Here is a 6,955-nt window from a genome sequence, read left to right on the forward strand (position 1 = left end):
CAGAAAAAACTATGGACATACGAAAGATATATCATGCCCTGGAAAAGGAAATGCACAGGAAAGAATGGACCTCGGAAGAAGATGCACTGGCTTTTCTTACGGATGCCGCTCTCATCGGACGCCTTGTTATGGCCAAAGAAGGCCGCTGGCCCAGCAGCGAAGAATCCATGCTTCCTTCCAAAATAGGAGAATGCGTATGGTGGCTTGCTGTACTGGCGGAGGAAAATGGTCTTTCCTTCGCTGACTGTGTGGAAACGTTTCTGAAAGAAAAAGAAGGATTTCTGAAGCAGGAATAGATGGGAAAGAGAACTGATATGCATGGATTCTACTCTGATGCGGAGAAGCTTTGCAAAGCCTGAGGAAAATTGTCACAGACCGTGAAACAGGACAAAACTCATGGCAATGACAAATAGAAGAACCCTTCCGGATACAGTGCATATACCGCTCATTCGTGGTATACTTAAAAAGCGAAAAAATCTGTATTTGTAGGCTTTCATAAGGGGCTCACCATGCATAACGAACAAAAGGTAACAGACCATATCTACTGGATTGGCGGCAATGATTTCGTTTCTACCCGGTTTGAGAATCTCATTCCCATTTCCCGGGGGATTTCTTATAACAGCTATTTTATTGATGACGAAAAGACGGCGGTACTGGATACAGTGGATTCAGTGATTCGTGATGTTTTTATGGACAACGTATCCCATCTGCTCCATGGCAGGCAGCTGGACTATATCGTCATCAACCATATGGAGCCGGACCACAGCGGTTCCCTTCTGGCCCTGGCCAGGGCCTATCCTGAAGCGAAAATCATTGCCACGCCTCAGGCTCAGAAGATGATTGGCCAGTATTTTCATGTGACCCTGAAGGACCGCTTCCTTTCCACTGACGAGAAGCTGGAAATTTCCCTGGGCACCCACCGGCTCCGTTTCCTGAAGGCGCCCATGGTGCATTGGCCGGAGGTGACCTTTACCTATGAAGAAACGGAAAAGGTGCTCTTCTCTGCCGATGCCTTCGGTACTTTCGGTGTGCTGAACGGCTCTGTTTTTGCCGACGATGTGGATTATGAAGAGGAATATCTCCCGAGCTTCAGGAAATATTATGCCAATATCGTGGCTCGTTACGGTATGCAGGTACAGATGGCTCTGAAAAAGGTAGAGAAACTTGATATAAAGTATCTCTGCTCTCTCCACGGCCCCGTTTTCCGCAGGAAGGAAGATATAGCAGGAATCACTGCCCTTTACAGGAAATGGGCATCCTGGGAGCCCGAAGAACAGTCTGTTTCCATCTTCTTTGCCTCCCCCTATGGCAATACGGCCATGGCTGCCCAGATCCTGGCAGGAAAGCTGGCGGCTAAAGGCGTCAAAAACCTGAAGCTGGTGGACCTCTGCAGCTCCTCCATTACAGAAGCCTTCCCGGAGGTTCTTCGCCGGAGCCATATGGTGCTGGCGGCGGTGACCATGAACATGGGCCTGAACCCCGTGATGAATGCAGTCTTGGACCTCTGCCATGAAATGGACGTGCAGAACCGCACCATTGCCATTGTTGGAAACAGCAGCTGGGCGCCGAACGTAAGCGGTAAACTGATGATGGAAAAAGTACAGAATTGGAAGAAATGCACTGTTCTGGGAGAACCGGTCCATATTTCCTCCGCTCCTGCCGACGATGATACCCTAGAAAAACTGGCAGGGCTCATAGCTGACGATATAATGAAAGAAAAGAAGGCATGATAATGAATAAATGGATGGCCTGTGCGGCAGCCTTTTGTGTCTCTGCGGCCCTGCTCCTAGCAGGCTGCGGAAGCCGCCCCACAGTACATGTAATGAAAGCAGAACCAAGCAGGGAACCCTTTACCTTGGAGACAAAGGCGGCACCGGAAGCTCTTCATACGGCTCCCGTGATTCCCCAGGTCTCTGGAAATCTGATTTCCAACCCTCCCGACGTAGGTACTATTGTCAATGCAGGGGACGAGCTCTTTAAAATCGACTCCTCCCAGTATGAGTCCCAGGCGGCGTCGCTTCGAAGCCAGATTGCTGCCGCCTCTCAGGCAGCAGCGCCGTCTCCCTCCTACAGCTACAGTGCTCCTGCTGTAGATGACAGTCTGGAAGCATCCCTGCTGAAACAGGGTATCATCACCAGGGCGGAATATGAACGAATTAAAGGCAGAAAAGGCGGCGCCGCCCAGGCAGCACCGGCTGCAGCACCCGCACCGGCAGAGGCACCAGCCCAGCTGGTGGCCTCCCTCCAGACACTGGAGAAAACCATTGCGAACTGCACTGTCCGTGCCCCCATCAGCGGCGTCATTTCCCAGGTATACATCGGCGACACCCATCTGGCTATGGCAGGAAAACCGGCTCTCGTTATCCGCCAGGATTCTCCGGTCACTGCTTCCGTGCAGATTCCATCCAAGCTGGATAACGTGATGGATAAAGCCAAAGATGATAAAACGCTGACTGTCACCATGAGCGACGGCTCAGAAGTGTGGTATGGTGAACTGAAAAAACAGCCCAATGAAAACGGTGATAAGCTGACGACCTACAAAGTGCAGGTAGATAATCCCGACGATGAGATTACCATCGGCAATGAATACAGCATCCGCATCGAAAGTGGCCAGAACGTTTCCTGCTACATGATTCCCAAGTCTGCTATTATCGGTGACAGCACCGTGGCTGTTGTCAATGATGACAACCTGGTGGACATGAAATCCGTTTCCATTGCCAGCGACACCGGCGGCTACGTCCTCGTCATGGACGGCCTGGCAGAAGGAGACCGGGTCATTACAGATCCGCCCAAGAGCCTGGACATGGGCATGCAGGTAGACGTGAAATGAAATGGGAAAGAGAAGACTTCCTTGGTGACGCTGTCACTACAGCCCAAAAACTGATAGGCGCCGTCATTGTTCGACGCTCTCCAGAAGGCGTCACCGCCGGTCGTATTGTAGAATGTGAAGCCTATGGGGAAACCTATAAGGGACACAAAGACGACGGGGCCCATGTATTCAAAGGCCTCACACCCAGGACAAGAATCATCTTTGGCGAAGGTGGCCATGCCTACGTATACCTCATTTACGGCATGTATACCTGCCTCAACTTCGTCTGCGGGCATGCCGGTGAGTCCGGCTCCGTCCTTATCCGCGCTCTGGAACCACTGGAAGGCCTGGACCTCATGAAAAAAAGAAGAAACCAGACTAAGGAAAAGCTCCTTACCTCCGGCCCCGGCCGCCTCACCCAGGCCATGGGCATAGACATGACCTTCTACGGTATGGATCTCACCGGAGATACCCTTTACGTGGAAAGCAGAGAAGACGGCCCCTGGCCCATTGAAGTGACCAAAAGAAAAAACATAGACTACGCCACTTATGGAAAAGACTTTCCCTGGCGATTCCTGCTGAAGGGAAATCCCTATATATCCAAATAGAAAAAGAGGCTGTGAAAAAATGTAAATCATTTCTTCACAGCCTCTTTTTATGGTGAGATATGAAACTGTCAGCAGGTAGAGGAGGGGTGGCATGCGAAAACGCTCCTTAGACTTCTTTTATTTCGTCAGATACTTCCGGTTCACTTCATTTCTCTTTTCCACCGGCAGTTTCATATAATGGGGATCCATGGCGCTGACCCAGGAGCCGTAGGCCGGATTGGGAAGGACGATGAAGCGGGTGCCGAAGTCCTTTGCGCTGGTATCTATGATATGCTGCCGCTCTGCTAAAGATTTTCCTTTAACTCCCAGAGGGAAATCGCCTGCATTATCGCCCAGATAGAGAAGAACCTGGTGAGATTTCTCTATCTTTGCAAAACGGGGCATTTTATCACTGTTTTTCGTAAAGAGAAGGACATGATTCCTGTCGGCAGAAGGAAATCCCAGAGTTTTCAGATTGTCTATGGTCACATCCAGATTATCCGGCTTGTACCGGTTGGATACATAGAAAATCTCCACTCCCCTGGCAGATACCTGCTTTAGGAAATCCAGAGCGCCGGGCATGGCGGCAGATTTTCCTTCATGTACCCGGTCATGCCACCACCACCCGTCCCAGTACCCCTTTCCCCGGGATGCATAGGTGCCCATGGCGCGGGTATTATCCAGCACCGTCTCATCACAGTCGAGAATGATGGCAAAGGGCTTGTGACGGAAAGGGGTCTCCTTCATGGCCTTGTTCAGAGAAGAAAGAGCCGTATTATAGGCTTGATAGCAGAGAGCCCGGTACTCTGCAGAAGTGCGCATCCACAAAAGCCCCATGGTCTCCTGCTCCGCCAGTTGACGGGAAGAAGCAGCACGGGAAAGACTGGTTTCGTAATCGGCGAAAACCTCTCTAGTACACAGGCAGGATGCAGAAAGCGAAAGAGCCGCAGCAAACATAAGAATTTGACGTTTCATGGGAACCTCCTGAAAAAATATATTACTTATCATACCATAAAAAACCTTTGCTGAAATAAAAAAGGCAGCACAAAAACACGGATACCTATCCGTGCCAGTCAGTATTGCAGGCCTCTTGGAATCAGGCGGCAGCGCTAAACCGCAGGAAAAACCTGTGTCAACCCTGCTCTTGTCGTCCGGGAATGCGGGCTCATGCTGCAAGGGATGGTATCCGTGCTTTCGATTGGTTGTGAAGCTTTTTACGAATCTGCAGAATCCGTTCCCATTTCCCCGGGCCCCGGGAAATAGTGGAGAAAAATCAGGAGCCTGTATACAGGGATTCTTGATTTCCCTGCTGCCAAAGCTGCATTCCGGCCGGAATATTCGCGACATACATGACAGATTGGGACATAGAATCCTCCATGGAGTTTCCTGATTTCCTTCTCCATACATTTATATTGCATAAGCCCCTCATTTTTACAACCTCCCTCAAAAGATTTGTTATAAAAAGCAGATACAGCTTCTATGTAGAGAATTTGCTCTGTCCCAGATGGCAAGTGGAGCGGAAGGAAAGAACGCAGCGCAGATTCCTTTCACAGAAAGGAGCTCCGCGTCAGCGGTGAGATCAGGGCTGAGAAAAAAATTCAAAATTTTTTCTCCGGGGGGGTCAAAAAATCAAACCTTCTGCGATGTTAGTATCAGAGGGATGAAAAGACCTCATGAGATGATGAATCCCATCTTCAAATGCCTTTTTCCACATCCGCGGTAGAGAAGAGGGCAGGGAAGAAGGGAAACGTCAGGAAATTTCCCTTTCCACCCTCCCTTCTCCTAAAGCCGGCCGGCAATAGACAGAATCAAATGCAGGATAAAAAACGGAAGACAGAAAAGCAATAAGGAAGAGCGCTCGCAGGACTTTCCTCTCTTTAGCGACAAGTATCGAGCAGCACCCATGTATTGTGGGAGAGCCAAGGCGCGGACGCCGTATCTACTGGTTGAACTTACCTGGAGACTCCCCTGATAGGCTTTTCTGTTTTTTGCGTGGGAGTTTTGATGCAATATAAAACGGACGGGTGGTTAATCCGTCCGTTTATATTATTATCTCAAACTTCGCACACGGAAAACATCCCGTATGCCTTGATAAATCAGCTTGAACTGAATGTCGAAAGCCATTCACGCACACTTCTGTGCACGCAGACGACTCATCCAAAGAGCGGGCAGATCGTTCAGGAATCGTTCCAAGAGCGATTCGACCAGCAAGACTTCTGACGGATATTCTGCCCGAAGCTGCTCCGCAAACTCCTGCAACACGAGGCGAAGCGCTTCCATGTACTTCAAGTCCGGAAGCTCATCAAGCCCCAGATAGAAGAGCTCGCCGAGGCTTCGCCCATCCGTGTTCTCACGTTCCTCGACAGCCAGGAGCATATATCGTGTGCAGACGACGGCAACATGCGCCGTCATCGCATCGTAAGAGACGGAACGGCAGTCTTTGCCGAGTCGCAGGTAAGACTTGCACGCCTTGAAGAACACCTCGATGCCCCAACGTTTCCCGTAGAGCTGGATAACCTCTTCTTCTGAAAGCGAGAGGTCTGTCGTGACGAGGACGAGATAATCCTTCCTCTTGTTGCGGTTTCGGACGAAGACCAGCCGCACAGGCACAAGGGATTCTCCCTGTTTCATTGCGACAGCATCGACGGACAGAAGGTAGCGCGAACGCCCGCGACGCTTCTTGTGTTCCTTGTAGATGGCCTTGACGTTCGAGATCTTCCCTTCGCAGAGATAGCGCACCTTCTTGCTCTTCTTTGCCATGGCGGTGACGTCGTAACCGAGGTCATGGATGGCTTTCAGAGAGGATGGCGAGCAGAACCATGTGTCGAAAAGGACGTATTGCGCGGGAACGCCAGCGGCTTTGACCTCCTGCAACAACTTGAGGACAACGGCAGGCGCTTCCATCTGCGCGAGCTTGCGCTGCTTTCCACCGTTGCTCCTGGCATCGACGGACGCGTCGGCCTCGTTGAGACGATTCTTTCCCTTCGATGTCGAAAGGAGGCAGAACGTGAGCGGCAGGAAGGTGTTCCCATCCGTCCAGCCAAGGACGAGCAGGCGGAAGCCCTTCGTATAACGGTGGCTCACATGGTCGTAGACGTTCGCCAAGAGTTCCACGCGCTTGGAGCGCGAGCGGCTGAAGAGCGAATCGTCGACGATGATAGCGCAACGACGTCCGGCGTCTGTCAACGGTTTGATGGTTTCGTTGATGATCCGCGCCGCAAGGAGCAGCGTGAACCTGCGCCAGTTCGTGTGACAGGAGTTCAAGAAGCGGTAGGCCGTGTCCTTGCCAAACGGCAGGGATTCCTCGTGAAGCCGGCGTTGCATGTAAAGCGAGCGGTTCTCGAAGATGATGCTGACGAGCACAAGGAACACCAGAATAGCGGAAAAGCCCTTGAGTTTGCATGCGTTGGCAGACCGCAAAATCTGGCCGATGCGATATTGGTGGAAGAACAGCGAAGTTTTCTTCCTTAGTGTAAAATTTTACTCGGTAGGGGAATTTTTCCAGAAACAATAAAAGAGGAAAGCCTCCCCTTGAGTGGAAATGTTATAATTTCCGTGG

At 51.0% G+C, this 6,955-nt stretch carries 7 protein-coding genes; 4 read left to right on the forward strand and 3 right to left on the reverse strand.

Features of this window, described 5'->3' with window-relative positions; translation table 11 throughout:
- The first annotated feature begins 11 nt into the window (after positions 1-11).
- The 4 genes from HMPREF9453_RS08805 (at position 12) to HMPREF9453_RS08820 (ending at position 3,417) form a co-directional block, all read left to right on the forward strand.
- A complete protein-coding gene (locus HMPREF9453_RS08805) occupies positions 12-296 on the forward strand; it encodes a nucleoside triphosphate pyrophosphohydrolase family protein (RefSeq protein WP_232217345.1) in 285 nt (94 codons plus the stop codon).
- 213 nt (positions 297-509) lie between these two features.
- Positions 510-1,730 (forward strand): FprA family A-type flavoprotein, encoded by a 1,221-nt coding sequence (locus HMPREF9453_RS08810; RefSeq protein WP_008860201.1) that lies wholly within the window; start codon positions 510-512, stop codon positions 1,728-1,730.
- Between the two features lie 2 nt (positions 1,731-1,732).
- Complete coding sequence (locus HMPREF9453_RS08815; protein ID WP_008860202.1) at positions 1,733-2,830, forward strand: efflux RND transporter periplasmic adaptor subunit; 1,098 nt, start codon at positions 1,733-1,735, stop codon at positions 2,828-2,830.
- Positions 2,827-3,417, forward strand: coding sequence for a DNA-3-methyladenine glycosylase (locus tag HMPREF9453_RS08820; protein ID WP_008860203.1), 591 nt, complete (start codon positions 2,827-2,829; stop codon positions 3,415-3,417). Before HMPREF9453_RS08815 ends, HMPREF9453_RS08820 begins: the two co-directional genes overlap by 4 nt.
- 117 nt (positions 3,418-3,534) lie before the next feature.
- Here HMPREF9453_RS08820 and HMPREF9453_RS08825 read toward each other — a convergent pair whose 3' ends face one another.
- The 3 genes from HMPREF9453_RS08825 to HMPREF9453_RS08835 form a co-directional block, all read right to left on the reverse strand.
- Positions 3,535-4,371: a 5'-nucleotidase, lipoprotein e(P4) family gene (locus HMPREF9453_RS08825; RefSeq protein ID WP_008860204.1), complete on the reverse strand. Its 837-nt coding sequence runs from the start codon at positions 4,369-4,371 to the stop codon at positions 3,535-3,537.
- Positions 4,372-4,610: 239 nt separating this feature from the next.
- Positions 4,611-4,814 carry a hypothetical protein gene (locus HMPREF9453_RS08830; RefSeq protein WP_148363750.1) on the reverse strand — a complete coding sequence of 68 codons (204 nt, stop codon included), beginning with the start codon at positions 4,812-4,814 and terminating at the stop codon, positions 4,611-4,613.
- Positions 4,815-5,520: 706 nt separating this feature from the next.
- Positions 5,521-6,849 carry an IS4 family transposase gene (locus HMPREF9453_RS08835; protein WP_050805720.1) on the reverse strand — a complete coding sequence of 443 codons (1,329 nt, stop codon included), beginning with the start codon at positions 6,847-6,849 and terminating at the stop codon, positions 5,521-5,523.
- Positions 6,850-6,955: the final 106 nt, after the last annotated feature.

This window comes from Dialister succinatiphilus YIT 11850, assembly GCF_000242435.1.
Taxonomy (GTDB): Bacteria; Bacillota; Negativicutes; order Veillonellales; family Dialisteraceae; genus Dialister; species Dialister succinatiphilus.